General features: G+C 63.7%; 23 protein-coding genes. 8 read left to right on the top strand and 15 right to left on the bottom strand.

Annotated elements, in window-relative coordinates; translation table 11 throughout:
- The first annotated feature begins 25 nt into the window (after positions 1–25).
- From AC3G7M_RS07645 to AC3G7M_RS07630, 4 genes are read left to right on the top strand one after another with little or no spacing between them, the layout of a single operon-like run.
- A complete protein-coding gene (locus AC3G7M_RS07645) occupies positions 26–1,954 on the top strand; it encodes a phage tail protein (RefSeq protein ID WP_489215322.1) in 1,929 nt (642 codons plus the stop codon).
- The gene (locus tag AC3G7M_RS07640) at positions 1,954–4,044 is read left to right on the top strand and encodes a hypothetical protein (RefSeq protein ID WP_489215320.1); all 2,091 of its coding nucleotides are present in this window, start codon (positions 1,954–1,956) and stop codon (positions 4,042–4,044) included. The genes AC3G7M_RS07645 and AC3G7M_RS07640 overlap by 1 nt, the downstream gene beginning before the upstream one ends.
- A gap of 23 nt (positions 4,045–4,067) precedes the next feature.
- Positions 4,068–4,526 carry a hypothetical protein gene (locus AC3G7M_RS07635; RefSeq protein WP_489215319.1) on the top strand — a complete coding sequence of 153 codons (459 nt, stop codon included), beginning with the start codon at positions 4,068–4,070 and terminating at the stop codon, positions 4,524–4,526.
- Positions 4,527–4,564: 38 nt separating this feature from the next.
- Positions 4,565–5,029: a hypothetical protein gene (locus tag AC3G7M_RS07630; protein WP_489215317.1), complete on the top strand. Its 465-nt coding sequence runs from the start codon at positions 4,565–4,567 to the stop codon at positions 5,027–5,029.
- Here AC3G7M_RS07630 and AC3G7M_RS07625 read toward each other — a convergent pair.
- The 6 genes from AC3G7M_RS07625 to AC3G7M_RS07600 all read right to left on the bottom strand — a co-directional run bounded on the left by AC3G7M_RS07625 (position 4,935) and on the right by AC3G7M_RS07600 (position 11,290).
- Complete coding sequence (locus AC3G7M_RS07625; RefSeq protein WP_489215997.1) at positions 4,935–5,723, bottom strand: segregation and condensation protein A; 789 nt, start codon at positions 5,721–5,723, stop codon at positions 4,935–4,937. The two genes, AC3G7M_RS07630 and AC3G7M_RS07625, sit on opposite strands and share 95 nt — an antisense overlap.
- Before the next feature lie 64 nt (positions 5,724–5,787).
- Entirely contained in the window at positions 5,788–6,489 is a 702-nt protein-coding gene (locus AC3G7M_RS07620; RefSeq protein WP_489215315.1) for a site-2 protease family protein, read from the bottom strand.
- On the bottom strand, positions 6,489–7,487 hold the full coding sequence (gene nagZ, locus AC3G7M_RS07615; RefSeq protein WP_489215313.1) for a beta-N-acetylhexosaminidase: 999 nt from the start codon (positions 7,485–7,487) through the stop codon (positions 6,489–6,491). The genes AC3G7M_RS07620 and nagZ overlap by 1 nt, the downstream gene beginning before the upstream one ends.
- 8 nt (positions 7,488–7,495) lie before the next feature.
- Positions 7,496–8,344, bottom strand: a complete 849-nt coding sequence (locus tag AC3G7M_RS07610; protein ID WP_489215311.1) for an SPOR domain-containing protein — start codon at positions 8,342–8,344, stop codon at positions 7,496–7,498.
- The gene (gene argS, locus AC3G7M_RS07605) at positions 8,345–10,132 is read right to left on the bottom strand and encodes an arginine--tRNA ligase (RefSeq protein WP_489215309.1); all 1,788 of its coding nucleotides are present in this window, start codon (positions 10,130–10,132) and stop codon (positions 8,345–8,347) included.
- 9 nt (positions 10,133–10,141) lie between these two features.
- Positions 10,142–11,290 carry a deoxyguanosinetriphosphate triphosphohydrolase gene (locus AC3G7M_RS07600; RefSeq protein WP_489215995.1) on the bottom strand — a complete coding sequence of 383 codons (1,149 nt, stop codon included), beginning with the start codon at positions 11,288–11,290 and terminating at the stop codon, positions 10,142–10,144.
- Between the two features lie 51 nt (positions 11,291–11,341).
- On the opposite strand from AC3G7M_RS07600, the gene AC3G7M_RS07595 reads away from it, so the two are divergent.
- Both AC3G7M_RS07595 and AC3G7M_RS07590 read left to right on the top strand, forming a co-directional pair.
- Complete coding sequence (locus AC3G7M_RS07595; protein ID WP_489215307.1) at positions 11,342–11,686, top strand: HesB/IscA family protein; 345 nt, start codon at positions 11,342–11,344, stop codon at positions 11,684–11,686.
- A 26-nt stretch (positions 11,687–11,712) separates the two neighbouring features.
- Complete coding sequence (locus AC3G7M_RS07590; protein ID WP_489215305.1) at positions 11,713–12,507, top strand: exodeoxyribonuclease III; 795 nt, start codon at positions 11,713–11,715, stop codon at positions 12,505–12,507.
- A gap of 3 nt (positions 12,508–12,510) precedes the next feature.
- Here AC3G7M_RS07590 and AC3G7M_RS07585 read toward each other — a convergent pair whose 3' ends face one another.
- From AC3G7M_RS07585 to AC3G7M_RS07565, 5 genes are all read right to left on the bottom strand, one after another.
- Entirely contained in the window at positions 12,511–12,834 is a 324-nt protein-coding gene (locus tag AC3G7M_RS07585; RefSeq protein WP_489215304.1) for a DUF2218 domain-containing protein, read from the bottom strand.
- A 20-nt stretch (positions 12,835–12,854) separates the two neighbouring features.
- Positions 12,855–13,466: a PadR family transcriptional regulator gene (locus tag AC3G7M_RS07580; protein WP_489215302.1), complete on the bottom strand. Its 612-nt coding sequence runs from the start codon at positions 13,464–13,466 to the stop codon at positions 12,855–12,857.
- Positions 13,467–13,532: 66 nt separating this feature from the next.
- Complete coding sequence (locus AC3G7M_RS07575) at positions 13,533–14,726, bottom strand: benzoate/H(+) symporter BenE family transporter (RefSeq protein WP_489215301.1); 1,194 nt, start codon at positions 14,724–14,726, stop codon at positions 13,533–13,535.
- A 58-nt stretch (positions 14,727–14,784) separates the two neighbouring features.
- On the bottom strand, positions 14,785–16,467 hold the full coding sequence (locus AC3G7M_RS07570) for a cation:proton antiporter domain-containing protein (protein WP_489215299.1): 1,683 nt from the start codon (positions 16,465–16,467) through the stop codon (positions 14,785–14,787).
- Positions 16,468–16,580: 113 nt separating this feature from the next.
- A complete protein-coding gene (locus AC3G7M_RS07565) occupies positions 16,581–17,669 on the bottom strand; it encodes a LacI family DNA-binding transcriptional regulator (protein ID WP_489215297.1) in 1,089 nt (362 codons plus the stop codon).
- Between the two features lie 256 nt (positions 17,670–17,925).
- On the opposite strand from AC3G7M_RS07565, the gene AC3G7M_RS07560 reads away from it, so the two are divergent.
- Both AC3G7M_RS07560 and AC3G7M_RS07555 read left to right on the top strand, forming a co-directional pair.
- Positions 17,926–18,927, top strand: a complete 1,002-nt coding sequence (locus AC3G7M_RS07560; RefSeq protein WP_489215295.1) for an ABC transporter substrate-binding protein — start codon at positions 17,926–17,928, stop codon at positions 18,925–18,927.
- An 11-nt stretch (positions 18,928–18,938) separates the two neighbouring features.
- On the top strand, positions 18,939–19,646 hold the full coding sequence (locus AC3G7M_RS07555; RefSeq protein WP_489215293.1) for a M24 family metallopeptidase: 708 nt from the start codon (positions 18,939–18,941) through the stop codon (positions 19,644–19,646).
- Between the two features lie 36 nt (positions 19,647–19,682).
- Here AC3G7M_RS07555 and AC3G7M_RS07550 read toward each other — a convergent pair whose 3' ends face one another.
- The 4 genes from AC3G7M_RS07550 to carA form a co-directional block, all read right to left on the bottom strand.
- Positions 19,683–20,885: a threonine ammonia-lyase gene (locus AC3G7M_RS07550; protein ID WP_489215291.1), complete on the bottom strand. Its 1,203-nt coding sequence runs from the start codon at positions 20,883–20,885 to the stop codon at positions 19,683–19,685.
- Positions 20,886–20,897: 12 nt separating this feature from the next.
- Entirely contained in the window at positions 20,898–21,371 is a 474-nt protein-coding gene (gene greA / locus AC3G7M_RS07545; RefSeq protein ID WP_489215289.1) for a transcription elongation factor GreA, read from the bottom strand.
- 125 nt (positions 21,372–21,496) lie between these two features.
- Positions 21,497–24,739, bottom strand: coding sequence for a carbamoyl-phosphate synthase large subunit (carB, locus tag AC3G7M_RS07540; protein ID WP_489215287.1), 3,243 nt, complete (start codon positions 24,737–24,739; stop codon positions 21,497–21,499).
- A gap of 4 nt (positions 24,740–24,743) precedes the next feature.
- Positions 24,744–26,171, bottom strand: coding sequence for a glutamine-hydrolyzing carbamoyl-phosphate synthase small subunit (gene carA, locus AC3G7M_RS07535; protein WP_489215285.1), 1,428 nt, complete (start codon positions 26,169–26,171; stop codon positions 24,744–24,746).
- Positions 26,172–26,274: the final 103 nt, after the last annotated feature.

Raw genomic sequence — 26,274 nt, 5'->3', positions numbered from 1 at the left:
AGCGCCATACGCAAATCGAGCAAGCATGATCACCCAGCAAGGTGCCCTGAACACGACCGCGCTGGTCGTGCCTGATCTTTATGTCCAGCTGGTACCCCCAGCCGCCACCATCCTGAATGGTGTGCCCAGCAACGTCATTGGCGCCGTCGGCTCGGCAAGCTGGGGGCCGGTCGGCCAGCCGGTCGTGATCGGCACCATGGCAGATTATGCGCAGAGCTTTGGCCCCGTGATGAACCGTCCTTTCGACATGGGCACCCATGTCGCCATCGCGGTTCAGCAGGGTGCGACGGCCTTCCGCTGCGTGCGTGTCACGGATGGCACTGAGACCGCCGCCACTGGTCCAGGGCCCGCCGGCTGCATCACGTTTACGGCCATCCACGCCGGCGCGGTCGGCAATCTCATCGCCATATCCTTGGCTGCGGGCAGCAAGGCAGGCAGTTGGGCTGCCATCATCGGTCTGATCGGCCAAACGCCTGAGCGCTTCGACAATATCGAGGGCAGCGGCGCTGCCTTCTGGACGGCGCTTGCGGCCGCGATCAATACCGGCATTGGCCAGGCGACAGCGCTGGCATCGCGCTTCGTTGTGGCCGCGACGCAGGGGGGCACCACGGCACCGGCCGCCGCGCACTTCACCTTGTCCGGCGGCACCGATGGCGCGACGGGCGTGACCGCCGCGACCCTTGTCGGCACCATGGCACCGCTGAGCGGCATGTACGCACTGACCGGACAGGGCTGCGCGATACTCGACCTCTGCGACAGCACGGACGCGATACACTGGCCGGATGTGGAGGTTTTCGCGGCATCCGAAGGCATCTATGCGATGCTGACCGGACCAGCCGGCGATACCATCGCCAATGCCATTGCCACAAAGGCCAGCGCCGGCATTGACAGTGCCGCCGTCAAACTTCTGTTCGGGGATTGGCTGGCCTGGTGGGACGCAACCAATGAGACAGAGCGGCTGGTAAGCCCGCAGGCCTTCGCCGCCGGGCGCCTCGCCAATCTCTCGCCGGAACAGTCCGGGCTCAACAAGCCGCTCTATGCCATCGGCGGCAGTCAAGGCGTCGGATTGCCGGGCAGCGGGCTGACCCGCACCTACAGTTATGCCGAGTTGGAGCAGCTATTCGCGGCCGGGATTGATCTGATCACGACACCGAGCGCGGGCGGACAGACGCTTTGGAGCCTGCGGCTTGGCCATAACAGCGCCAGCAACCCGGCGGTCAGCGGTGACAACTACACACGGCTGACGAATTATATCGCGGCGACGCTCGCCGCTGGCATGGGTCTTTATGTCGGGCAGGTCATCAACACAGCTTTGCTGCGTCATATTCGCAGTACTTTGCTGGGCTTCCTCGCGAACCTGCAAGGTCAAGGGATGCTCGGGAGCACGGACGGATCAACGCCCTTTGCCGTGCTCTGCGATAGCGTCAACAACCCTGCCAATCGCACCGCATTGGGCTACGTGCAGGCGGATGTACAAATCCGATATCAGGGCATCAATGAGAAATTCATCGTCAACCTGGATGCCGGGGCGAGCGTTCTTGTCTCTACAAGCGGCGCATCCAGCAGCAGTAGCGGGGGTGGCTCGACCTCAGGCGGCGGCTCCGGCGGAAGTGGGAGTGGCGGCGGCACCGGGAGCGGCGGCTCGACACCCACGACCCTGAGCTTCCAGACAGCACCCACCGGGCCTTATACGGCGTCACAGGCGAATATCGGCGTCAATGCCGTCCTGGCGCCCGGCAGCACAACCGCCAGCATTGAGTTTGGCTGGTCAACCTCGACGACCACAGCACCGACAAGCTGGGTCGCCGGCCTCTATGTCAATAGCCAAAGCAATGGCGACGCGCTCTATGGTGCCTATCTGACGGCGCCCGCAACAGCTGGTACCTATTACGCCTGGGTCGCAACCGCTGATGGAAGCGTTCATGCGGTCTCCGCAAGCGTGACCGTCAGCTGATGCTGCTCGTTTCCCCCAATACGCCGCTGCTGGTAGGCGCGGGTTTACCACTGTTAAGCGGCCCCAGCGGCAATTCGTCAGTGGGGTCGGGGGCCGGCGGCGGCAGCGCCTCATCCGGCACCACGCCCGCGTCGATTAGCGGCCTGGCCGGCTGGTGGGACGCCAGCACAGCCGTAAACTGGAACACGGCAGTCCCGACGCTGCCTGACCTGTCCGGCGCCAATACGCCGCTCACGCCGTACCATTTCTACACCGGCAGCAGCGTGACGCCTGCGATGCTGATGACGACGCCAAGGCTGAATGGCCTTCTGGGCGGTCTTGGCGCCCCGATCGCCCAGGCAAGCTACGCGCCGACACTCGATCCTGATACGGGCCTGACGGTCAGCGCGCTCAGCCTTTCACCCGATATCGCCTGGACCCATTGCCTTGTCTGGAGCAGGCCAAACCGCAGGCAGGGCACATCTTACGTCAATGCCAATCCGGTTGCGCTGATCACTGTCGGCGGCACTATTGCTCTGTCCCTCTCCTCCAACGGCAGCAGGCTCAACCTCTTTCCAGCTGCAGCCAATGTCCTGCTGTCCTCGTCCATCACCCGGCGGCACAGCCATGCCATCGTCCTGCGCAATACACCGGGCAGTGGCGTCGATATATGGCTTGACGGTGCTCAGGTCGCGGGTGCTGTCGCCAATCCATTGCCCACGGGCGTCACCGGGCCTGTCACGCTGCTGCATGACATGACGCTGCAGGGCGCTGCCCAGCTCTGGTTCCATGAAATGGCGACCTGGCCGCGCGCTCTTTCGGCGTCCGAAGTCGCGACGCTGGTCGGCTACCTTGGCAGATGGACACTCGGGGCCCGCAAGGGCGTCAGCCTGCTCATCATGGGTCAGTCAAATGCCAGTTATTTTGTGGCGTCAGGCGGCGCTCAGCTCATGGCGAACGGGCTTTCCTGGTATCTCGGCGCCCTGGCCGGCAACCTCATCTTCCAGCCTTCCGGCACCTATCTCAGCCCGGCGCGCTATACGCAGGTCAACGGCCACCCGATCTCGAATGCCACGGCACCGCTGTTCCCGCCAGGAACAGCCAGCGGCACCTTCCTCACCAATCCGGGCGACGGCTCTGACCCGTCTAGCTGGGTGCTCGGCCCGGATGGCCTCGCAACTCAGGCCTATCTCACGGGCAGCGCGGCGATTCCGACATCTGAGGACCTGACGGATATTGCGGCCATCCTTTGGCCCTGGACTGAGCAGGACAGCACGGCCCCCTATTCCCAGAAGGCGCTCTATGCCGGAACCGTTAAACGGCTGGCCGCCCTCACCCGCGGCATGCTGGGCCGCACGCCCGCAAACCTGCCGCTGCTGATGTGGAATGCCATCCCGTACGAAACCGATGGCGGGGTCCAGATGGTCCGCGAAGCGATCAGCGATATTGCGGGGGACAGGACGGACAATCTGACCGTCTTCGTCGCCCAGACCGCGGACAGCATTCCGCTGAACGCAACCTATGATGCAACGACCGGATTGTGGAGCGGCGGTGACGCCACGCACCGCGATGAGACAGATGAGATCTCCTTCGGCCTGCGCGGCGCTCATGGCGCAGCGCGCGCGCTCGCGGCTGCCGGCTTCGCCGATACGACGCCCACAATTCTCAATGCCATGCCGAAGGCAGGACCAAAAATCCTGAGCGCGCAGTTGAGTGGCGCCACCATCATCGTCACCATCCAGCACGATCAGGGCACGGATATTCTGCTGCCCTTGCAGGCCGCTGCCGGTATCGGCTGGGCCGTGATGGATGGCGGATCGGTCGCGGCCCCTGGCCCCATCATTGCCGCCATAAGCGCGTCGCGCATCGACGCCACGCATCTTCTGCTGACACTCGCCAGTGCGCCGGTAAACACGGCCGCCAGCTGCCTCCTATTCTATCCTTACGGATCTACCCAGATCGGCCGCGGCGATGCGGTGACCGATAATTTTGCCAGCATCGCCTGGCCTGCCGGATGGGACATGAGCGCGCAGCTTGGCAGCCTTTGGCGCTTCAACTTTCCGCTGCAGGCGACCAGTTACGGCGTGCCGCTCAACGCCGGCAGTCCATGATTGATCCACATACCGAGAGCAGCATGACGACGAATGACTGGATCGGAGTAGCGACCGTCACGCTGACATTTTTTGCTCTTTATTCATCGGCCCTTGCCTGGCTCATCGGCCAGAATACCCGGCTGCGTTCAGAAACTCGGCGCGAACTTGAATCGCTGGAAGCGCTGACCGAACGGGGATTGGACAAAATCCAGATGCAGGAATCGAAGTCGCGAGGCGATCTGGGTACGACCCTTCAGGCCGGCGTGCAGTCCCTGCAACAGCAGGTTAACCAACTTCGCGACGGCAGCGCCACAAAACCGGAACTCGCCGCAGTCGAACAAAGGCTGGCCGCGACCCTCAATGAGTTCAAGGCGGAAACGCGGACCGACTTCGCCAAAATCAGCCAGAAGGTCGATCGCCTTCCGGCGATCGAGGCTCATATCGCCTCGGTCAGCAGCATGATCGAAAAGATCAGCACCAGTCTGACCATTCGCAATTAGTTTCTTCAACAATACCAGCATCGTCAGGAGCATATCCGATGGATCTCTCGCCGCTGACTGACTCGACCGTGACCCTTGCCTCGGCAGGCATCGCGGCCCTGTGCCCGGTTCTTGTCGTCAAGCTCAGTACCTTTTTCAAACTCAATCTCGATCAGGCGCATCGTGATGCGATCGCATCGGCGCTGGAAACGGCGCTCGGAATCGGCCTGCAAATCGCGAAGGAGGCCGGCGACACCCAGCTTGCCAACGTGAATGTCAAAAGCACCGCTCTTGCCGCCATGGTGGGCTATGTCAAGCAATCGGTGCCTGATGCCGTCAGCCATTTCAGCCTGACCGATGACGCCCTCGCCCAGCAGGCGACGGCCAAGCTTGCGACCGTTCTGCATACGACAGCGGCCGCCGCCGCGCTCAATGCTGTAACGGGTCTTCTTCCGACGGTGGCGGCGGCTCTGACGTCACCGTCTCCGGCACCTCCGGCGTCTCCGACCCCCGCTTCACCATGATGGGGCCGAACAGCTCGTCCTGACGAAGGGAGATGGCGCCGCCTCTGGCCATTTCCAGTCCCGCAAGCAAAGTGCTGGCCAGTGCGGCACGCCGGCCCAGCGGCTCGGCCGCAGGTTCTTCGGGTAGAAAGGCGGAAAGCTCCGTCCAGTCCGGCAACTGCCCCATCAGCTTGCCCAATCGCTTGAGCGCGTCTTGCACGCTCCAGAACACCATCGGACGCGGCGTGTAATGGCGCTGCGAGACGCCGCGGCGCAAGGCACTGATATAGCCGCGCAACAGCCCGGGCAGATCAAGCTTGAGGCCCGAGCGGTCGGTTTCGGTCAGATCCTCCGGCACACCACGTCCGAAAACGTCGAAACCGAGCTGCGGACGATTGCCAAGCCATTGCGCGGCGCGCCTGACGACCTGCAGCTCCAGCAGCCGCTCGGCGAGATTGCCCGCCAGCTGCTCGGTATCATCCGCCTCGTCCACACCCTGCGGCACCAGAAGGCGCGATTTCAGCCAGGCGAGCCACGCTGCCATGACGAGCCAGTCCGCCGCCAGTTCCAGCCGGATACGGCGTGCGCCTTCGATAATGACAAGATACTGGTCAACCAGCGCGAGGATTGAAATATTGCCGAGATCGACCTTCTGGGCCCGCGCGAGATCGAGCAGCAGGTCGAGTGGACCTTCAAACCCTTCCAGCCGCAGCATGAGGCTTTGGTTGCTGTGATTGGCATCCTCTCCAAATAGGTCGGAGGTGGACGGCTTGCCGCTCTCAGACACTTTGGCCGGCCAGATTGAAGACAAGGCGCATGGCCCAGGGCACAAGCCGGTTCAAAACCTCACCGATCGGGTCGAACTGATAGCCCGCCTGGCGGGCGGCCACGGGCAGAATGAAAATCGCCAGCAGCACGACGGCGATCCCCGCGCGCTCCATCCGCGCCCAGGCAGCAGCGAGCGGCAGGGGAAGAATCCCCACCACAATGCGCCCGCCGTCCAGCGGGGGGATCGGCAAAAGATTGAAAAGCCCCAGCACAATATTCGCGAGAATGAAATCCTGGATGAAGGTCGCGGCCGGCCCGATCATCTGCGGTGAGAGATGCGGCAACAGCCAGCCGCACAGCGCGCCGATCCAGGCAAGAAAGAAATTCATCGCCGGGCCGGCCGCCGCGACCAGCGCCATGCCCTGACGTGGATAGCGAAAGCGCCAGGCGGCAACCGGCACCGGCTTGGCCCAGCCGAACATGAAGCTGACATATCCCAGGGTGATCAGCTGACCGATGAGCAGAATGCCGGGCAGGATAATCGTGCCAAAGCGATCGATGTGACGCAGCGGATTGAGCGACAGCCGCCCTTGCAGTTTTGCGGTGTCATCGCCCAGGCCCCATGCCGCGAAACCATGCGCCGCCTCATGCAAGGTGATGGCCAAAACCGCGGCAATGACGCCGAGCGCAATCTTGAGAAAAACGGCGTCCATCAAACAACGCCTTCGAGAAGTGAGGAACGTTCGTCAAGCAGAGCGGCAAAATCCAGCGCGGCGGGGACGGGGCGCATAGAGCGCAGACGCTCACCCAGGCCCGGCGCCGCCGGCAACGCTTCCAGAAGGGCGCGGTTGCCTTCCGCCTCTCCCGGACAGAACAGCGCGATATCACAACCGGCGGCGAGCGAGGCTTCGGCCCGCTGCAGCGGGGAGCCGGTGAGCGCATGCATGGCCAGATCATCCGACAGCAGCAGGCCTCTGAATCCGATGTCCTGGCGGATTACGGACTCGATCACCCCTGCCGACAGCGTCGCCGGCCGGTGGTCATCAATGCCCGTGAACAGGATATGCGCCGTCATCATACAATCAAATTCTGCGGCCAGGACTCGAAACGGTTCAAGGTCCCGTGCCCATTCCGGTCCGCTCGCATCGACCCTAGGCAGATGATGGTGACTGTCGACCGTCGCGCGGCCGTGGCCGGGCACATGCTTGGCGATCGGAATAATCCCCGCCGCCACCAGACCCTGCGCCATCGCGCGGCCCAGCACCACAACGGCATGCGGATCGGCGCCGAAGCTGCGGTCGCCGACGACGGCTTGGTTCTGTCCCGGCACGGCCAGGTCCAGCACGGGGGCGGCGACCATGTCGAAGCCGGCCGCACGGCATTCGGCACCGATCGCAGCGCCCTGCAGCCAGGCAGCACGCTCGGCTTGTCTGGGCGCTTCAGGCCACAAGACGGCGATGCGGCCGACCGCCGGATGTGCCGCCCATTGCGGCGGCCGCAGCCGCGCCACGCGCCCGCCTTCCTGGTCGACCATGATCACCGCGTCGGGCGAGAGCACCGCGCGCAGGTCAGCGACCAGCCGCGCCAGCTGTGCCGGGTCCTGCACATTGCGACCGAAAAGAATGATCCCAGCCGGAGAATGCTGGCGGAAAAGGTCAGCCTCCGCCCCTGTCAGATCAGGGTCGGAGACACCGAGGATTACGGGTTTCAAGGACTGGCTCAGTAGGATGCCACGTTGCATGCGCTCCCATGGGCGCGCACGTCCTCACAGAACTTGCTCGCCTCGGCGATGGAGCCGAAGCCCGCCGTACGTACCCGCCACCAGGTATGGCCATTGACCTGCGCCTGCGCGAAGATCGGCCGGCGGCCGGCAAAAAGCGCGGGCATGCGGTGGGAGAGATGATCCCATTCCTTCATCGCTGCGTCGCGACTATCCAGCGCCGCGAGCTGCACGCGGACGGGGCCGTGATGGTCTGCCGCCGGCGGCCGATATTCTTGGGCCAGATCATGCGTTTTAGCCGCCTCCTTGGAGGGCGGCGGGACATTCATTGCCGTCTGCTTCGACCCGGGCGCGGCCGGCGTTTCTGGCACCGAGGGAATAGAGACAGCGGGCGCCTGGGTCGCCGCGGCCTGCGCCGGAGCGGGCGTGGCCGGAGCCGGAGGCGGGGTCGGGGTCGGGGTCGGGGCGCTTGCTGCCGGCTTTGCAGGTTGCGGCCCGGACGCCTGCTGTTCCTGCTGTGCGGCAGCGGCGAGCGCCGCCGGGTCCGGCGTTTCTGGTGCGGGTGCAACCGCGCTACTGCTGCCATTGGTCAGCAGGCCGCTGCCTTGGGTCGTCACGGCCAAGCCGCCGGGATCGGCCGGCTTGACCTTCACCGGTGTCGTCTGCGCCTGAATCACCGGCACGCTGTCGGACCCGCTGCCGGTCGCCACGAAATAGGCGATAACGCCAAGCAGCACGATGACAGCGGCGCCCCCGCCCAGATAGACCATCCGCCGCATCTCTTCCGCCCGGCGCTGCGGGGCCGAACGATAGCCCGGCGGCGGAATGCGGAATTCATCGTCACGCATTCAACGCATCTCCTCTGCCGGGGCGACGCCGAGAACCTGAAGACCAGAGCGGATGACGGTTGCGGTGGCCGCGACAAGGGCCAGGCGGGCGCGGGTGCCCTCCAGATCATCGGCCTGCAGGAAGCGCAGCGTGGTGTCGTCACGGCCCTTATTCCACAGCATGTGGAACTCGCCCGCCAGGTCATAGAGGAAGAAGGCGACGCGATGCGGCTCGCGCGCGGCGGCAGCCCCTTCAACCAGACGCGGCCAATTGATCAGCGCGCGGATCAGAGCGATTTCCTGAGGGTCATCCAATCCGGCCAGATCGGCGCCGGCCAAAGCGTCCGGCGTCATCGCCGCCGCGCCCTGGCTTTCCACGGCCGCCCGCAGCACGCTGCGACAGCGCGCATGAGCATATTGGACATAGAAGACCGGATTTTCGCGCGTCTGCGCCACCGCCTGGTCGAGATCGAATTCCATCTGCGCATCCGATTTGCGCATCAGCATGGTGAAGCGCACCGCGTCGCGGCCAACTTCGTCCAGCAGATCGCGCAAGGTCACGAACGTGCCGGCGCGCTTGGACATGCGCACCGGCTGGCCGCCGCGCATGACATGCACGATCTGGCACAGCACGACTTCCAGCGGCACGCGCCCGTCGGAGACGGCCTTCACCACGGCCTTCATCCGAGACACATAACCGCCGTGATCAGCGCCCAGGACATCGATCAGGATATCCGCGCCACGCGCAATCTTGTCGGCGTGATAGGCGATGTCATTCGCGAAATAGGTGTTCGAGCCGTCGGACTTGCGTAGGGGACGATCGACGTCGTCGCCAAAATCGGTGGCCCGGAACAGGGTCTGCGGACGCGGCTCCCAATCATCTGGCGTCTTGCCCTTCGGCGGCTCCAAGATGCCTTCATAGATCAGCCCCTTTGCCTCCAGCTCACTGATGACGCGATTGGTCGCGCCACTCGCCAGCAAGGCGGCTTCGGAGGAAAAGACCTTTTGCTGCACGCCCAGCAGCGCCAGATCCTCACGGATCTCGGCCATCATCAGGGTCAGCGCGCGGTCACGGACCGTCTCAAACCAGGTCTCCGCCGGGGCGACAGCGAGATCGGCTGACGCCAGAGACGCACCGAATTCTTGGAACAGCGCCGCTCCCACGGGGATAAGGTATTCACCGCGATATTGCAGGCCGTTCGGGGTTTGCACCTCGAACTCTTCGGGCGTGATGGTGCTGCCAGCCGCCTGCAGATACCGCCAGTAGGATGCCCAGGCGAGCGCCTGGACCTGACCACCGGCATCGTTGATGTAATATTCCGTCGTCACGTCGAAGCCGGCTTTGGCCATCACGGCCGCCAGCGCGTCCCCCACCACCGCCCCGCGGCAATGGCCAATATGCATGGGTCCCGTGGGATTGGCGGAGACGTATTCCACGTTCACCCGCGTGCCGCGGCCGACCGCGCTGTCGCCGTAGCTTTCGCCCGCCTGCAGGATCACCGGCAGTTGGCCGAGCAGAGCCGCGGTGCTGAGGCGCAGATTGACGAAGCCGGGACCGGCAGGCTCGGCCTGCGCCAGGATCGGCAGTCCGCCGAGCTTTTCAGCCAGCGCCTGCGCCAATGCGCGGGGGTTTTGCCCGGCGGGCTTGGCCGCGACCATCGCCGCATTCGTTGCCATATCGCCATGGGCTGGGTCGCGCGTCGGCGACACCTCCACGCGCGCCAGCACCTCCGGCGGCAGGCCGGGAACGATGGCACTGAGGGCTGTCACCACATGGTCACGCAGGTCGGAAAATAGATTCTGGCTCATGGCGCTGTATCAGCCTTGAACGCCAAGGTCGGTCAACCGGCGAAACTCATCCCGCGCATAGCGATCAGTCATGCCCGCTATGTAGTCGCGCACCGTCTCAGCGGCAGATTGGGAAGAGGCGGCGCCCGCGCGCGGGCCCCATTCGTCCGGCAGCAGGCTGGGATCTTCAAGAAAAAGTGTGGCGAGCGCCGCCGTCACCTTGCGCGCCTTGGCAGTGGTGCGGTTCACCCGCCAGTGCCGGTACATATGCGAAAAGAGGAAGGCTTTGATAGCCTGGTTCGCCTCGGCCATTGCCGGGCTGAAGCCGATCACGGGTTCAGGCGCATGCCGCACGGCGTCGGCCGAGCCAGGTTCCATACGCGCAAGGCGGCTCCGGCTTTCATCGACGACGTCTCGGATCAGCCGGTCCAGCACGCGGCGAATCGTCTCATGCCGCAGGCGGGCTTCCGGCAAGGGACCGTACAGTCGCCGCACTTCGGCCAGACAGACGCCGACCACCGGAAGGGCCTCGGTATCGCCCAGCGTAAAAAGATGCGCTCGCAGGCCATCATCCAGATCATGGCTGTGATAGGCGATATCATCCGCCAAGGCCGCGACCTGCGCCTCAGCTGAGGCAAAGGTATGCAGGTCCAGCGGATGGATCGCGTCATAGGCTGCGACATAGCCTGACGGCGCGGCGATGGGGCCATTGTGCTTGACCAACCCCTCCAGCGCTTCCCAGGTTAGATTGAGACCGTCGAATCCGGCGTAGCGCGCTTCCAGCAGGGTCACGACGCGGAGGCTCTGGGCGTTGTGGTCGAATCCGCCGAAAGCGGCGAGCGCCGTATTCAGCCCTGTCTCGCCTGCATGGCCGAAGGGCGGATGCCCGAGGTCATGGGAAAGGGCCAGCGCTTCCGTCAGATCATCATCCAGCCGCAGCGCGCGCGCAATCGCGCGGGCGATCTGTGCCACTTCCAGACTATGCGTCAGCCGGGTGCGGTAGAAATCACCCTCATGATTGACGAAAACCTGTGTCTTGTATTGCAGCTTCCGAAAAGCGGTGGAATGGATGACGCGATCACGGTCGCGCTGAAACGGGCCGCGCATGCCGCTGGACGGCTCTGGCACCAGCCGGCCGCGCGATGTCTCTGCCCGGACGGCATAAGGGGCAAGCTCCATGGACGTGACGTAGCCCTTCAACCCGATGCTGCTCCGGTCTATATTAGACTGATGAGCACCCAGACGTCGAATTTTGGCCTGACCGATCGCGCTGTGACGCGGATTGCTGAAATCCTCGGCAGCCAATCAAGTCCCTCTGCCCTCCGCGTTGCGGTCCTTGCCGGCGGTTGCAGCGGCTTCCAGTATAAGTTTGACCTCGACGAAGCACCGCCCGCCGAAGATGATCTGGTGATCGAACAGGACGGCGCCCGCGTGCTGGTCGATCCGGGCAGTCTCGATCTGCTCGGCGGCGCGCAGCTCGACTACGCGGATGCGCTGATGGGCGCCCATTTTGCGATCAAGAATCCGAATGCGACCTCGGCCTGCGGCTGTGGCGCCAGTTTCTCGGTCGATTGATCTTTCCAAAAGTCGGACCCGCCGCCGTGCGCATCGCCACCTGGAACGTCAACTCCGTCCGCGTGCGCCAGACGCATGTGAAAGACTGGCTGGACCGCGTGCGGCCGGATGTGGTCGTGCTGCAGGAAATCAAATGCGAGGAGCCGGCCTTTCCCCGCGCAGTCTTCGCGGAGCTAGGCTACACGTCCGAGGTCGTTGGTCAGAAAGCCTATAATGGCGTCGCCGCGCTGTCGCACCGCGACATCACCATTCGTCATCGCGCCCTGCCCGGCCTGCCCGCCGACGACACCCAGGCGCGCTATATTGAGGTCGAGACGGACGGGCTGACCGTCATCGGCATCTATCTGCCGAATGGCAATTCCGGTGGCGACGCCGGGTTCCAATACAAGATCGACTGGATGGACAAGCTGTGCGAGCGGGCGGAGACGCTGCTGCGCGAGGATCGCGACTTCCTCATCACCGGCGATTTCAACGTCTGCCCGACGGCGCAGGATTTCGCGCCCGGCGCATTGGCGCCCACCGATGCCCTGCTGCGGCCGGAAAGCCGCGCACGCTACCGCCGCCTGATCTATGCCGGGCTGACGGATGCGGTCCGCACCCTGCATCCCACAGCACCCGCCTATACCTTCTGGGATTATCAGGCGGGCTGCTGGGAACGCGACCGCGGTCTGAGGATCGATTTCGCGCTTCTCTCACCGCGCCTGGCTGAAGCGCTCATCGCCGCGGCACCTGACAGGGCCGAGCGCGGGATGACCCAGCCCTCCGACCATGTGCCGGTGGTGATTGACCTCGCCTGGGGCGACAAGGCAGCTGCCGCCTGACCCTTAGGCTTTCACCCAGGTGATGCCCGCCATATCGGCTTCCGTCATTTCACGGAAGGCGAAGCGCTGCAGATGGCTCAGCACGACGGATTGCAGGCGGACAAGGTCCGCCTCGCTGCCCGTTTCTATCCGCATCGCAAGCGCCTCGTCTTCGGCCTGCAACAGGCAGCGGCCGGAACCAAAGTCGATCACGCCGTCCTTCTCGTTCAGCGTGACCGCCAGGCGATGGGCGAAATGCTTGCAAAGCTGCGCCATGTAGCGCGCGGGATTGGCCGTCTGCCAACGTGTTTCGGCAGCGATGGCGGTGCTTGGCACAGTATCGTTCATATCCGTGCTCCTTTCGGCAATCAGGCGTTTTCGATGGTACGAACTGCGGTATCCAGCGCCTCGGCAATGACCTGGATTTCGGCAGCATTGAGCGGGCCACGCTCCAGCCGCAGGCGCAGCGCCGTCTTCATATTCTCGATCGCCCGCACAAGCTGCGGCGGTCTTTCACCGGGCGCGGCCGCGGAAGCACGATCGATGCGCGCGAAGATCATATCCACCACAGCCTGGTTTTCGGCGAGATGCGCCCGTCCAAGATCCGTGATGGTGTAGAGTTTGCGGCCGCCTTCGGTGTCGCTGACGGTCGTGTAACCCAGCTCGCTGAGTAGCGTGAGCGTCGGATAGATCACACCGGGGCTCGGGCTATAGCCGCCGCCCAGACGGTCCTCGATCGCCTTGATGAGTTCATAGCCGTGGCGCGGGGCCTCCGCGATCATCCCGAGCAGGACCAGGCGCAGCTGGCCTTGCTCGAAGAAGCGGCCACCGCGCCCGCCGCCCTCGCGCGGACCACTGTCATGCGGGCCGCCGTGCCGGCCAAACCGGCCGCGGCCGCCGCGTTCCGGGCCCCAGGCCTCATCCCGCCCGAAATGACGTTGGTGGCGGTCTGCATGCGGGTGTTTGAAATGTCTAAACATGTCGTCTCCTTGTTATCGACATGCTCAAGATATATCGAACTTCGTATGAGTCAAGATATATCTTAGTTATCTCACTCTAGATCGAACTCGCTGGAGAAGCAGTATCGCGCCGCCCGCCAGAAGGCCCCAGAACGCACCGCCGACGCCCAAAATCTGCAATCCAGAGGCAGCCATCAGAAAGGTCACCATGGCCGCATCGCGCTCACTGGGCTCCGCTGCTGCACCGGCCAGGCTGCTGGCGAGCGCCCCGAACAGGGCGATGCCGGCGACAGCCGTGATCAAAACCGGTGAGGACAGGGCAATGAAGGTGGTGATAAGGCCGGAGAAGAGGCCGATCAGAATATAGAAGAGCCCGGCAATGGTGCTGGCCCACCAGCGGCGGCTGGCATCCGCATGGGCCTCCGAACTCGCGCACATGGCGGCGGTGATGGCGGCAAGATTGATCGGAATGCCGCCGAAGGGTGCCACCAGCAGGCTGGCCAGACCCGTCGCCCCCAGCAGAAGGCCATGGCGCGGGCGATAGCCATTGATATTGAGAACGGCGAAGCCCGGAATATTCTGCCCCGCCATGGTGACGACAAAGAGCGGCACACCCAGGCTGACGATGGCCGACAGGGAAAACTGCGGCGTCACCCAGGTCAGCGGCAAATGGAGCGACAGCGCGCCCGCGTTGTGGAGATCGAATGCGGCGAGAGCGACCGCCACGACAACCGCCGCCGGCACGGCAAGCGTCCTCTGGAAGCGCCCGACGACGACCCATACGGCGAGGATAAGAAGAATAAACACCGGCTTCTCACGCAGGCCGAGGATGGGTGCCAGGCAGAGTTGAAAGACAATGCCACCCAGCATGGCGCTCGCCAGAGACCGGGGAATGGCCCCGACCAGGCGACTCATGAACGGCCATAGGCCGGTGACCATGATCAGCAGACCGCAGACGACAAAGGCGCCGACCGTAAAGGCAAAGCCGCCTTGCGGTGCCGGCGTGCTGACCAGCAGGGCCGCACCCGGCGTCGTCCAGGCGACGATCAGTGGCATGCGCAAGCTGACACTGACCACAATGCCCAGTAATCCGGTGATGACCAGCAAGGCCAGTAGACCTGATGCTGCCTCCGCCGGACTGGCGCCCGCCGCCGCCACGCCATGCAGAATGACCGCGAAGGAAGAGCCGAAACCCACGAAGGCCGCTAGGCTTCCGCTCGAGGTTGCCTGCCAGGAACTGTCCCGCCGGATTGCCGCCCATAGGCTGTCGCCTGCCATCATCACTCCAGCCGGGCGGATGCGGGTCAGCGCCTGCCGCCCCTTTCAGGGTTGCGCGCCGTCAGACCCGAACCGTCTGCGCTTCCGTATGCGCCAGCATGCTGCGCGCGATTTCTTCTTCGCCCATCACCACCAGATTGGCGCCAAGACGGGTCAGATGCGGAACCTCCGCGTCGAAATGGGCGCGGGCAATAATGCGGACATCAGGATTGGCCGTCCGCGCCTGGTCTACGATCTGACCGGCCTCGAAAATATCAGGGATGGCGACGACGACCAATTTGGCCGCTGCGATATTGGCGGCAGCCAGCACCGCCGGATCAGCGGCATTGCCAGTCAGCACCTCGACATCCGAATCATCGAGGCTGCGGGCGGTTCCAGCCCCAGCCTCGATCACCAGTAGCGGCCAGCCATCCGCGCGCAAACCGTCAGCGACCCGCCGCCCGACACGGCCATAGCCGATCACCACCGCGTGCTGCGTGAGGTCCGTGCGCGATCGTGCGATCGGCACATCAGGCACGGCGGCGACCGGCACCACACTGCCGTCGCGCGCCTCGATCCAGGGCCGATATCGCTTGAGCAGATAGAACAACACCGGGTTGATGACGATTGAGAGGATCGACGCGCCCAGGATGAGATCGCGGACATCGTGGTCGACGAGCCCGAGACTCATGCCGAGCCCCGCCAGAATGAAGGAAAATTCGCCAATCTGGGCGAGGCCGAAGGCGATCGTCAGCGAGTCCATCCAGGAGCGTCCGAACAGACGCAGCAGCGCAAAAGCGACCCCGGGCGTGCCGACCAGCACGACCAGCAGGACACCAAGCAGCTTCAGCGGCTCATGCACCACGACATGGGGGTCGAACAGCATGCCGACCGAGATGAAAAACAGCACCGCGAACGCGTCGCGCAGCGGCAGGGTTTCCTCGGCCGCCCGCAGGCTGAGCTGGGATTCGCTCAGGACCATGCCGGCGACGAAGGCGCCCAGCGCGAAGGAGACGCCGAATAGCTCGGCCGCAAAAAAGGCGACGCCGAGGGCGACTGCCAGCACCGCGAGGCGGAACAGCTCGCGGGAGCCGGTATGGGCGATGAAATGCAGAAGCGCTGGAATAAGGCGCCGCCCGATCAGCAGCATGACCAGGACGAAGGCTGCAACCTTGGCAAGCGTCTCGCCGACCATCAGCAGGATGGCCGGCAGCCCCATATGGACCCCACCGGAATGCCCCAGAATCGGGCCTATGATGGGCAGCAGTACCAGGATCAGCACCGTGACCAGATCCTGGATGACGAGCCAGCCGACCGCGATGCGTCCGGCATCGCTATCGATCAGCCGCCGCTCCTGCAGGCCTCGCATCAGCACGACAGTACTCGCGATGCTCAGCGCGCAGCCCAGTACGAGCCCGCCACCGGCCGAGAGACCCATTAGCCAGCCCAAGCCCTCTCCGAGGAGAATCGAGGCCGCCATCTGCAAGATGGCGCCAGGTATGGCGATGGCCCGCACGGCCATGAGGTCTTTGACTGAGAAATGCAGTCCGACGCCGAACATCAGCAGGATGACGCCGACTTCCGCGAGCTGCAGCGCCAGCGCCTGGTCTGCCGCGAAACCGGGCGTGAACGGACCAACCACCACGCCCGCCAGCAAATAGCCGACCAGAAGGGACGTTCTGAGGCGGTTGGCGATCGTGCCCAGAATGAAGGCGAGTCCCAACCCGACGACAAGCAATGCAATCAGCGGATTGTCATGCGGCATAGGCTGACCCCTCGTAGCTCAGCCGGGTCTAACAATGATTGCCGCCGATGCCTATCTGCCCGCGGCCGGGCGGGGGCACTTTCCCGGCAGGGCCTGACCGCGCTGCCGCGCCGTCAGGCGGGCGGGGGCGAGGTGACCGACCCGCGGATAACCAGCCGGGTGGGATGATCGGTCTCGATCGGGTTCATATCATCCACGCTCGGCGGGGCGATCAGGCGCAGCAGCAGACGGCATGCCGAGCGGCCGAGATTGGCCCCGCATTGATCGACCGAGGTCAGCCCCGGCTGCACAAGGTTGGACAGCGGAATGTCATCGAAACCGCAGAGGCTGATATCGCGCGGCACTTCAAGGCCGATCTCGCGGCAAAAGACCATGGCGCCGATGGCCATCAGGTCATTGGCGCAGATCAAGGCTGTGGGACGCTCGGCGGGCGGGGCGCTCAAAAGAATGCGGGCCGCCGCATAACCGGAGTCTTGGTGATAGTCGCCAGATACAACCGGCACGCTGTCCGGCTCAATCCCGGCGGCGGCCAGGGCCTCACGATAGCCGGCCATACGCTGGCCTGCGGTCCAAAGATTGGGCGGCCCGGAGATGATGCCGACGCGCCGGTGGCCCTGTTTCAGAACATGATCGGCGACCGCCCTGGCACCGCGCCGGTTGGTGGAGACGACGGATGGCACATCAAGACCTGGAAGCCGCTCATCGACCAGCACGACACTATCACTCTGGACAAGTTCCATCAGTGATGGCGTCAGCATACCACTGCCGCTGAGGAAGATGAGGCCATCGAGTCGCCGCGCCCGCAGCACTTGACTGTAATAATTTTCCCAGTGCTGCGCTGACTGCGTCGTGCAAAGCACGAGCAGCATATCACGGGATTGTGCGATTTCTTGCACGCCCGATGCCACGGCGGCGAAATACGGATTTATGAGGTCAGGCGCGATAAGTCCGATGGACCCGGCGCGCCCGGCCTTTAAGTTGCGGGCAAGCAGATTGGGCTCGTAGCGCAATGCGTTGATCGCGCTGTTCACGCGCAACTGCGTCTCGGCCGAGACTTGGCCGCTGCGGTTGATGACGTAACTCACAGTACTGACGGCGACTCCGGCAGCGCGGGCGACATCCCGGATGGTCGGCCGCCTTCCCGTCTCATCCTTGATCGCCGAATCTGGAAGTGAAACCACGGTCGGCGACCTGCGTTTCATTCTATGTCCCTTTGCGATACCGACCACACATTGGGGCCGAACGGCAGCCTGCATCGGTTCAACCGACCCGCAGCCCACTTCCCAGTGTATCCACTAGATAGACCCAGCCCGTCGCCGCCGCCCATATGTTTTTTGGCCTTGCCGATCTTTTTGCTTGAACTTTCAACACGAAACGTTTCAAATTTCTAAAATTCAGATCGATATCGTATATAGTCAGATATTCTTTTAACCAGCCAGATCCCGGAAGGCCTTATCCATGCGGTCCGCTCTCACGCTCACCCGCGTCGCTGCCCTCACGTTTGGACTAGTTCTTTCGCCTATGCTCGCAGCCGTTGCGACAAGTGCCGCGCAAGCCGCCGCACTCACACCCGTTCGTTTCGTCTACGACTGGCCGGTCGCTGATTTTGATATGGTACCAATTGTCGTCGCTCAGCAGAAGGGCTTTTACGCAAAGCACGGTCTGGACGTCTCCATACTGTTTCCGCCTGATGCGCAGACAACTGCCCGCATGCTGGCGACCAAGCGCGCAGATATCGGTTTCGAGGCAACGACGGATCTGGTCTTTGCGGCAAACCAGGGCATTCCCGTTACCTCCATTGCAAACTTTACCCAGACCAACAGCTGGTGTCTGATCGGCCGCCCGGGCGAACCTGTCGATGTCACAAAGCTGAAGGGCAAGTCTATCGGCATCTTCACCGATTCCTGGACCAAGGCGATGATGGGATTCGTGCTGAAAAAGGCGGGTCTGCAGGATACCGACGTGAAGCAGATCATTGCGACCGATGACGATATGCCGATGCTGCTCTCCAAGAAGATTGATATCGCGACGAATGCGGCAGCCTATGGCCTGGCGGAGGTCGAAGACGGCATTCATCAGACCCCAACCATGGCGTGCAACGATGCGATCGGCGTGCCCAATATCCCGGTCTGGTCCTTCACCGGCTCCCCAGATTGGCTCAAGGCCAATGCGGCGACTGTCAAAGCCTGGCTTGCCGCGACGGCTGAGGGCATCGACTGGAGCATCGCCAATCCGAAGGACGCTGCCAAAATCTTCACCAAAGCCTATCCGCCTGCGGGAAGCGAGAATTACAACGTTATCGGCTGGACCTATACGGCCGGGATCATGAAAGGGCCCGACGGCTATTTCAAGCAGACTGACAAACAATGGACCGTGCTGGCCCAGGCGCTCAAGGATATCGGGCAGATCACCGAGGTCAAAGCGCCGTCCGTCTACTACACGAATGACTATTTGCCGTAAGGGTGTCCGCCTTGCGCCTCACCGATGACGAACTGGCCCGCTATGAGACCGCCCAGGCTTTGGCGCGGGTCAGCCTGGAAGAGATCGCCGCGTTTATTCGTCCGGGGGCGACGGAAGCCAGCCTGATGGAAGACTGTCGGCGCATCATGGATGCCCATGGCGCCACCGGATATTGGTGGTTTGGCGTGCCGGCCGTGATTCTGGCCGGACCACGATTGCGTGTCTCCGAAGAGGGCGATGTCTATCAGCCTGCCGCGATCCCGATCGCGGCTGATGACATGGTGACGATCGACGTGGCGCCGGAGATCAACGGCATCTGGGGGGATGCGGCGCGCAGTTTCTTTTTGAAGGATGGCCGGATCGTCTCAGCCTCCGAAGCGGGAGCGGCACAGGGGGAAGGCATGGCGGCGGAAGCGGCGCTTCATGCCCATCTTCTCGCCGTCGCCAGGCCGGAGATGACCTTCCAGCAACTGCATGCCGCGATGGCGGAACGCCTGGCCGAACTCGGCTTTGCGAATTTGGATTTCCTCGGGAATTTCGGCCATAATATTGGCGATGACCTGCATGGCCGCGCCTATATGGACGCGACTTGCACGGTGCGGCTCGACAGCGTGCCGATGTTCACCTTTGAGCCGCATATCGCGAAGCCAGGGCAGCCGCTCGCCTTCAAATATGAAGAAGTCTATCGCTTTCAGGATGGGCGGCTGCGGGTGCTCTGATGGAATAAAAAGGGCGCCCCGCGGGGCGCCCTTTTGTCACAGCCGGCGAACGATATAGGCTTCGCGTAGCTTGGATTCGATGAACGACCCATGGGCCGCATCGCGCGCCTCGATCATCACTTCAAGCTGGGCCGCCTGCACCGTCGGCGAACTGAACAGCCGGTGATGCGCGACTTCGAGAATATTGCCGCCTTCATTGCCGATGCGGGTCGCTATATCGCCTAGCATGCCGGGCCGGTCGGGCATTTCCAGCACCAGACGCAACATCCGCCCGTCGCGCAGCAGATTACGCTGCAAGGTATTCGCCAGAATGCGGACATCGATATTGCCGCCGCACACCGGCAGGCCGACACGCCGCCCGGCGAAACGATCCGGGTAGCGCAGCACCGCCGCCAAAGCCGCCGCCCCCGCCCCTTCGGCGACCAGCTTGGCGCCTTCGGCGAGCAGGCCGATGGCCTGCTCGACCGTCGCTTCCGGCACGATCAGCACTTCAATGCCCAGGGTTTTCAGGGTGGTGAAGGGCAATTCCCCGACATCGCGCACCGCCATGCCTTCGGCAATGGTCTGACCGCCGACGGAAACGGGCTCGCCCGCCAGCCGCTGAGCCATAGCGCTGTAGGCCTCGACCTCAACGCCGATGATCTCGATGCCCGGCTTCATCGCTCGCGCCGCCGTGGCACAGCCTGCCAACAGACCGCCGCCGCCGATCGGGATCACCAGAACATCCAGGTCAGGAAAATCCTGCAGCAGCTCAAGGGCAAGCGTGCCTTGCCCCGCGATGATGCCGGGATCGTCATAGGGGTGGATAAACACCAGTCCCTCTGTCTCGGCGAGGTGATGCGCGTGTGCCGCCGCTTCGGCTAGGCTTTCGCCGTGCAGCACCACGCGCGCGCCCCAGGATGCGGTCCGCGTCACCTTGGTCGTAGGCGTGAATTTCGGCATGACGATGGTCGCCGCCACACCTAAAAGATGGGCATGGCGCGCCACCGCCTGGGCATGGTTACCGGCAGACATGGCAATGACGCCGCGGGCTGCCTCTGCGGGCGTCAGCAGCGCCAGCCGGTTCGCCGCCCCCCGCTCCTTGAAAGCGCCGGTTGCCTGCAGATTGTCGAGCTTCAGGACAATATCGGCGCCGGTTGCCCGGCTCAGACTGTCGCTGCGCACGGCAGGGGTCCGCAGCACGCGCCCGGCGATCCGGCCGGACGCGGCCTCAATCTCCGCAAAACTGACGAGGGTCATGATCCCCTCCGATCAGCCGAAGCGGACCGCAATAATCTCGTAGGATCGGTCTCCACCAGGCGCCGGCACCGAGACGGTATCACCCTTTTTCTTACCAATCAGAGACTTAGCGAGCGGTGACGAGACGGATAGCAGACCCTGCTTGATGTCGGCCTCATGGACGCCGACGATCTGATAGGTCGCTTCCTTGTCGGTCTCCTCATCCACCAGCTTCACATGCGCGCCAAACTTCACGTTCTCGCCAGACAGCGAAGCCGGGTCGATCACCTCGGCGGCCGAGATAATCTCCTCCAGCTCCTGGATACGTCCCTCAATGAAGGACTGCCGTTCCCGCGCAGCATGATATTCGGCGTTTTCGCTCAAATCGCCATGGCTACGGGCTTCGGCAATGGCGCGAATAACGGCAGGCCGCTCCTCGCTGCGCAGCTGGCGTAACTCGGTCTCCAGGCGGGCCAAACCAGGCCCCGTCATCGGAAATTTCTGCACGCGACGTCCTCGCAGTCATCAGTCAACTAGGACTGGTTAACAAAGCAAAGAGGCCGGATCACGGCATGATCCAGCCCCGGTTGCCCGGAAAATCCGGGCATTTGCCAGCTTAGCCGAGCTGGCAGTTAAAACGGGGATCGAAAGTACGACTGTAGCGGCGCAACTTCAAGCGGGCCTGTTTTCATAGCCGCTACCGCGTGAACAGCGGCCCGCGCCCCCGCGATCGTCGTGAAATGTGGCACTCCCTGGGTCAGAGCGCTACGGCGGATGTCGAAACTGTCGGTCACGGATTGCGGCGTCGATGCCGTGTTGATGACCATCTGGATTTCCCCAGACTGGATGGCATCCACGCAATGCGGGCGGCCTTCCAGCACCTTGGCCACGGTCTTGACCTCAACCCCGGCCTCCCGGATGCGGGCGGCAGTGCCTTTGGTCGCGACGATCGTGAAGCCCATCTCGGCAAGACGCCGGGCGAGCGGAACCAGGGCACCCTTGTCCGAGTCCTTGACCGAGAGGAAGACTGCGCCTGCCATCGGCAGACGCACCCCCGCCCCCAGCTGGGCCTTGGCAAAGGCACGGGCGAAGTTGGTGTCGAGCCCCATGACCTCGCCGGTCGATTTCATCTCCGGGCCCAGAATAGTGTCGACCTCCGGGAAGCGTGCGAAAGGAAAGACCGATTCCTTCACCGCGACATGGGGCCGCTCGGCATGGCCATCGAGGTTGAAGCTGGAGAGCTTGGCGCCTGCCATCACCTGAGCCCCGATCTTGGCGATCGGCACACCCGTGGCCTTGGCGACGAATGGCACCGTGCGCGACGCCCGAGGATTGACCTCAAGCACGTAGATCGTGTCATCCTTGATCGCATACTGGACGTTCATGAGACCGATGACGTTCAGCGCGCGCGCCATGGCCACCGTCTCGACCTTCAGTTCCTCGACGATCGCCGGCGACAGAGAATAGGGTGGCAGCGAACAGGCGCTGTCGCCCGAATGGATGCCGGCTTCCTCGATATGCTCCATGACGCCCGCGACGAAGACCTCGCTGCCGTCGGCGATGCAGTCGACATCCACTTCGATGGCATCATTGAGATAGCGGTCGATCAGAACGGGGTTGTCACCCGAAACGCGCACCGCTTCCCGCATATAGCGCGCAAGCTGCGTGCGATCATGCACGATCTCCATCGCGCGGCCGCCCAGCACATAGCTGGGGCGGATGACGACCGGATAGCCGATACGCTCGGTGATTGCCTCAGCCTCGGCGGTGGAGCGCGCAATGCCGTTTTCCGGCTGGCGCAGGCCAAGCTTGTGCAGCAGCGTCTGGAAGCGCTCACGGTCTTCGGCGATGTCGATCGCGTCCGCACTGGTGCCGAGCACAGGGATACCGGCAGCCGCCAACGCCTGCGACAGCTTCAGCGGGGTCTGGCCGCCGTATTGCACGATGCAGCCGATCACTTCGCCGTTCTGCTGTTCGCGTCGGATGAGGGAGATCACGTCCTCGGCCGTCAGCGGCTCGAAATAAAGCCGATCGGAGGTGTCGTAATCGGTGCTGACGGTTTCGGGGTTGCAATTGACCATGATGGTCTCGAACCCGGCATCCTTCAGCGCATAGGCCGCGTGGACACAGCAATAGTCGAACTCGATCCCCTGGCCGATGCGGTTCGGACCGCCACCCAGGATGATGACCTTCTTCCGATCGGTCGGATTGCTTTCACAGACAGGCTCGCCGTAACCCGTCTCATAGGTCGAGTACATATAAGGTGTGGCGGAAGCGAATTCCGCTGCACAGGTGTCGATGCGCTTATAGACCGGTCGCACACCGAGCTTTTCACGGGCCGCCGCAATCTCCGCAGCGGACTGCCCGACCAATTTCGCAAGCTGGATGTCGGAGAAGCCCAGTGCTTTGACGCGTCGCAGGCCAAGCGCAGTCCGCGGCAGGCCTTGCGCGCGCAACGCGGCTTCGGCATCAACAATCCGCTTCAACTCGGCCAGGAACCAGGGATCAAACTTGCAGCAATCATGGATCTCTTCCAGGCTCAGCCCGGCGCGGATCGCCTGCGCAGCCATGATCAGGCGGTCAGGCTTGGGCTGTGACAGCGCCGCGCGGAAGGCGTCCGGCGTGCCGTCGCCCGGCGCCTCGATCTCATCAAGACCGGAGAAGCCCGTCTCCATGCTGCGCAGGCCCTTCTGCAGGGCCTCGGCGAAGGAACGGCCGATCGCCATCGCCTCGCCGACCGACTTCATGCTGGTGGAGAGCAGCGCCGGCGTACCGGGGAATTTCTCGAAGGTGAAGCGCGGGATCTTCACCACGACATAATCGATTGTCGGCTCGAAACTCGCCGGCGTCGTGCGGGTGATATCGTTCTTGAGTTCGTCCAGCGTGTATCCCACGGCCAGCTTGGCCGCGATCTTGGCGATCGGAAAACCGGTCGCCTTGGAGGCCAGCGCCGAAGAGCGCGAGACGCGCGGGTTCATTTCGATCACGACCATGCGGCCATCAGCGGGGTTGAGACCGAACTGGACGTTGGAGCCACCGGTATCGACGCCGATTTTGCGCAGGCAGGCGATGGAGGCATCGCGCATCCGCTGATATTCTTTGTCGGTGAGCGTCAGCGCGGGGGCGACCGTGACGCTGTCGCCGGTATGGACGCCCATCGGATCGACATTCTCGATCGAGCAGATGATGATGCAGTTGTCGGCGCTGTCGCGCACGACTTCCATCTCATACTCTTTCCAGCCGAGCACGCTTTCCTCGATCAGCACCTCGGTCGTCGGGCTGGCATCCAACCCACCGGCGACGATGCGCTCGAACTCCGTCTTGTTATAGGCGATGCCGCCGCCGGTGCCGCCGAGCGTGAAGCTCGGCCGGATCACAGCAGGCAGTCCCACCAGAGCCAGCGCTTCACGGGCTTCGTCCAGGGTGTGCGCGATAGCGCTTTTCGGGCTTTCGATGCCGATTTCGGTCATCGCATCGCGGAACTTGAGCCGGTCCTCGGCGCGGTCGATGACATCCGCCTTGGCGCCGATCAGTTCAACGCCGTGCTTGGCGAGGATTCCGGCGCGGTCCAGCGTCAGCGCGGTATTCAGCGCCGTCTGGCCGCCCATGGTCGGCAGCAGCGCATCCGGCTTTTCGCGAATGATGATTCGCTCGACCATTTCCGGCGTAATGGGTTCGATATAGGTCGCGTCCGCGAGCGACGGATCGGTCATGATCGTCGCCGGATTCGAGTTGATGAGGATGACGCGATAGCCTTCCTCCCGCAGCGCCTTACAGGCCTGGGCCCCCGAATAGTCGAATTCACAGGCCTGGCCGATGACGATGGGGCCGGCACCGATGATCAGGATCGAATGGATGTCTGTACGTTTCGGCATGGACTTAACCCTTCGCCTTCTCGGCATCCATCATCGCGACGAAGCGATGGAACAGGTGGTGGCTGTCGGAAGGGCCCGGGCTCGCCTCGGGGTGATACTGCACCGAGAAAGCCTTTTTGCCAGGCGCGCGGATGCCTTCGTTGCTGCCGTCGAACAGGCTGACATGGCTGACTTCGACACCCGCGGGCAGGCTCTGGTCGTCCACCGCAAAACCGTGGTTCTGGCTCGTAATCTCAACCTTGCCGGTGGCAAGGTCCTTGACCGGCTGGTTGGCACCGCGATGCCCGCGGTCGAGTTTGTAGGTCTTCGCGCCCAGCGCGGTCGCGAGCAGCTGATGGCCAAGGCAGATCCCGAAGACCGGGATATCGGCCGCCATCACGCCCTGGATCGCCGGCACGGCATATGCGGCGGTCGCTGCCGGGTCGCCAGGGCCGTTCGACAGAAACAGACCGTCCGGCTGATGACGCAGGATGTCCTCGGCCGTGGCGGTTGCGGGCACGACCGTCACCCGGCATCCGGCCGAGGCCAGGCTGCGCAGGATATTGCGCTTCGCGCCGTAATCGACGGCGACCACATGGTGGCGCGGCGCGGTCTGGCGCGCTGGCGGCTGGTCCCATGCCCACACCATCTCATCCCACTCGTAGGTTTGCGTGCAGGACACGAGCTTGGCGAGATCCATGCCCTCAAGGCCCGGCCAGGCCGCGGCCTGGGCCTGCAAGGCCGGGATATCGAAACCGCCATCTGCGGGGTAGTACAATACGCCGGCGGGCGCGCCGCCGTCACGGATGCGCATGGTCAAAGCGCGGGTATCGACGCCGCCGATGCCGGGCAGATCCATCGCTTCCAGCCAGGCAGTGAAGCTGCGGGTGGCGCGCCAGTTGCTGGGCGCCGTCACGTCCTGCGCCGTCACCAGGCCGAGGGCGGCCGGGGTCGCCGCCTCATCGTCCTGCGCATTGGCGCCGACATTGCCGATATGGGGAAACGTGAAGGTGACGATCTGCCCCGCGAAGGACGGGTCGGTCATCGTCTCCTGATAGCCGCTGAGGGCCGTATTGAAGCAGACTTCCCCCACGCGGGCGCCGCCCGCCGGCGTATGCGCGCCGAATCCCCGCCCCCACCACAGGCTGCCGTCGTCCAGCACAAGAACAGCGGTGGCACCTTCGGGCGCCAGATGCGCGGTCGCAGGGGGATTGGCATCCGGCATGATCGGATCGTCCTTCGCGGCTGGTTCGAGGGCGACGCCGGGCGCAGCAGCACCCGGCATGTCGTTGAGGGTCAGGCCGGTGGCGGCGATGATGGTGCGCCAATGTTTCGACGGAATGACACCGGATTGCTTCCATTTGCGCAGCGCTTCCGGGCTGACATGGGTCAGCCGCGCGGCGGCATCAGGACCGCCAAGACGCTGTACGATATCATTGACTGCTAAGGGCATGGCGCTCACATACGGGAAGTTATTTCCCAGTTCAATGTCGAAACACCGCATGGGAAAAATCTTCCCAGCGCATGCGGGATCGGCAGCGTGTAAGTTTGGATGG

It is taken from the genome of Acidisoma sibiricum, assembly GCF_057837225.1.
This window is presented reverse-complemented; position numbering and strand designations above follow the sequence as displayed.

What these genes read in the sequence shown, in the direction of transcription:
- AC3G7M_RS07595 (WP_489215307.1), top strand. Translation starts at nt 11,342, where the DNA reads ATGAGCACCCAGACGTCGAATTTTGGCCTGACCGATCGCGCTGTGACG.
- AC3G7M_RS07565 (WP_489215297.1), bottom strand. Translation starts at nt 17,669, where the DNA reads ATGAAACGCAGGTCGCCGACCGTGGTTTCACTTCCAGATTCGGCGATC.
- AC3G7M_RS07600 (WP_489215995.1), bottom strand. Translation starts at nt 11,290, where the DNA reads ATGGAGCTTGCCCCTTATGCCGTCCGGGCAGAGACATCGCGCGGCCGG.
- AC3G7M_RS07635 (WP_489215319.1), top strand. Translation starts at nt 4,068, where the DNA reads ATGACGACGAATGACTGGATCGGAGTAGCGACCGTCACGCTGACATTT.
- AC3G7M_RS07610 (WP_489215311.1), bottom strand. Translation starts at nt 8,344, where the DNA reads ATGCGTGACGATGAATTCCGCATTCCGCCGCCGGGCTATCGTTCGGCC.
- AC3G7M_RS07625 (WP_489215997.1), bottom strand. Translation starts at nt 5,723, where the DNA reads ATGCTGCGGCTGGAAGGGTTTGAAGGTCCACTCGACCTGCTGCTCGAT.
- AC3G7M_RS07630 (WP_489215317.1), top strand. Translation starts at nt 4,565, where the DNA reads ATGGATCTCTCGCCGCTGACTGACTCGACCGTGACCCTTGCCTCGGCA.
- AC3G7M_RS07585 (WP_489215304.1), bottom strand. Translation starts at nt 12,834, where the DNA reads ATGAACGATACTGTGCCAAGCACCGCCATCGCTGCCGAAACACGTTGG.
- argS (WP_489215309.1), bottom strand. Translation starts at nt 10,132, where the DNA reads ATGAGCCAGAATCTATTTTCCGACCTGCGTGACCATGTGGTGACAGCC.
- AC3G7M_RS07640 (WP_489215320.1), top strand. Translation starts at nt 1,954, where the DNA reads ATGCTGCTCGTTTCCCCCAATACGCCGCTGCTGGTAGGCGCGGGTTTA.
- carB (WP_489215287.1), bottom strand. Translation starts at nt 24,739, where the DNA reads ATGCCGAAACGTACAGACATCCATTCGATCCTGATCATCGGTGCCGGC.
- AC3G7M_RS07580 (WP_489215302.1), bottom strand. Translation starts at nt 13,466, where the DNA reads ATGTTTAGACATTTCAAACACCCGCATGCAGACCGCCACCAACGTCAT.
- AC3G7M_RS07620 (WP_489215315.1), bottom strand. Translation starts at nt 6,489, where the DNA reads ATGGACGCCGTTTTTCTCAAGATTGCGCTCGGCGTCATTGCCGCGGTT.
- AC3G7M_RS07575 (WP_489215301.1), bottom strand. Translation starts at nt 14,726, where the DNA reads ATGATGGCAGGCGACAGCCTATGGGCGGCAATCCGGCGGGACAGTTCC.
- carA (WP_489215285.1), bottom strand. Translation starts at nt 26,171, where the DNA reads ATGCCCTTAGCAGTCAATGATATCGTACAGCGTCTTGGCGGTCCTGAT.
- AC3G7M_RS07645 (WP_489215322.1), top strand. Translation starts at nt 26, where the DNA reads ATGATCACCCAGCAAGGTGCCCTGAACACGACCGCGCTGGTCGTGCCT.
- AC3G7M_RS07560 (WP_489215295.1), top strand. Translation starts at nt 17,926, where the DNA reads ATGCGGTCCGCTCTCACGCTCACCCGCGTCGCTGCCCTCACGTTTGGA.
- AC3G7M_RS07570 (WP_489215299.1), bottom strand. Translation starts at nt 16,467, where the DNA reads ATGCCGCATGACAATCCGCTGATTGCATTGCTTGTCGTCGGGTTGGGA.
- AC3G7M_RS07550 (WP_489215291.1), bottom strand. Translation starts at nt 20,885, where the DNA reads ATGACCCTCGTCAGTTTTGCGGAGATTGAGGCCGCGTCCGGCCGGATC.